The organism is Kitasatospora sp. NPDC057936 (genome assembly GCF_042887525.1).
Taxonomy (GTDB): domain Bacteria; phylum Actinomycetota; class Actinomycetes; order Streptomycetales; family Streptomycetaceae; genus Kitasatospora.
The window spans coordinates 1-1,384 of sequence record NZ_JBHVPD010000213.1; the positions used below are offsets into that span (position 1 = coordinate 1).

Consider the following 1,384-nt stretch of genomic DNA (forward strand, 5'->3'; position numbering starts at 1 on the left):
GGGTCTGTACGGTCTTCGGTGTAACTCCCGATCAAGGAAGAACACCTGATGAGCGACGTGATCGTCTCTGCTGAGGCGGTTGAGGAAGTCCGGCCGGTCGAGCTTGCGCCGGATGTGCTGGACGAGCAGTTGATCGGGCAGTTGGTCGACCGGGCCCGCGCCGGGGGCGTCAAGCTGACCGGCGAGGGCGGTCTCCTGCAGCAGCTGACCAAGCGGGTGCTGGAGGCCGCCCTGGAGGGCGAGATCACCGACCACCTCGGCTACGAGAAGCACGACCCGGCCGGTGCCGGCTCCGGGAACTCCCGCAACGGCGTCCGGTCCAAGACCGTGGTCACCGACGTGGGACCGGTCGAGATCGACGTGCCTCGTGACCGGGAGGGCAGCTTCGAGCCGCAGATCGTGCGCAAGCGCCAGCGCCGGCTGACCGGTGTCGACGACATGGTCCTGTCCCTGTCGGCCCGGGGCCTGACACACGGTGAGATCTCCGCCCATCTGGCCGAGGTCTATGGCGCGAGCGTGTCCAAGCAGACCATCTCCACCATCACCGACAAGGTGCTCGACGGGATGGCCGAGTGGCAGAACCGCCCGCTGGACCCGGTCTACCCGGTGATCTTCATCGACTGCGTGCACGTGAAGATCCGCGACGGTCAGGTGGCGAACCGCCCGATCTACGTCGCGCTCGCGGTCACCGTCGAGGGCACACGCGAGATCCTCGGCCTGTGGGCCGGCGACGGAGGCGAGGGCGCCAAGTACTGGCTCCAGGTCCTCACCGAGATCAAGAACCGCGGCGTCTCGGATGTGTGCATGGTCGTCTGCGACGGCCTCAAGGGCCTGCCCGACGCCATCGAGACCGTCTGGCCGCAGGCCATCACGCAAACCTGCGTCGTCCACTTGATGCGCGCGAGCTTCCGCTACGCGGCCCGACAGGACTGGGACAAGATCTCCAAGGCGCTCAAGCCGGTCTACACCGCTTCCACGGCGAAGGCGGCCGAGGACCGGTTCCTGGAGTTCCAGGAGTCCTGGGGCGACAAGTACCCGGCGATCGTGAAGATGTGGTCGGACGCCTGGGCCGAGTTCGTCCCCTTCCTCCAGTTCGACACCGAGATCCGCCGGGTCGTCTGCACCACCAACGCGATCGAGAGCGTCAACGCCCGTATCCGCAAGGCTGTCCGCGCCCGCGGCCACTTCCCCAACGAGCAGGCCGCGTTGAAGTGCGTCTACATGGCCATCATGGCGCTCGACCCGACCGGGGCTGGCCGCAAGCGCTGGACAACCCGCTGGAAGGCCGCACTGAACGCCTTCGAGATCACCTTCGACGGCCGGCTCTCCATCGGCCGCCGGTAATACAAATCAACCTGAGTTACACCGTTGGCTGGACACACCC

1 protein-coding gene is annotated in these 1,384 nt (G+C 66.8%); it reads left to right on the forward strand.

Annotation, left to right across the window (positions count from 1 at the left end; genetic code table 11):
• The first annotated feature begins 57 nt into the window (after positions 1 to 57).
• Positions 58 to 1,344: an IS256 family transposase gene (locus tag ACFVU9_RS45470; protein WP_387603984.1), complete on the forward strand. Its 1,287-nt coding sequence runs from the start codon at positions 58 to 60 to the stop codon at positions 1,342 to 1,344.
• Positions 1,345 to 1,384: the final 40 nt, after the last annotated feature.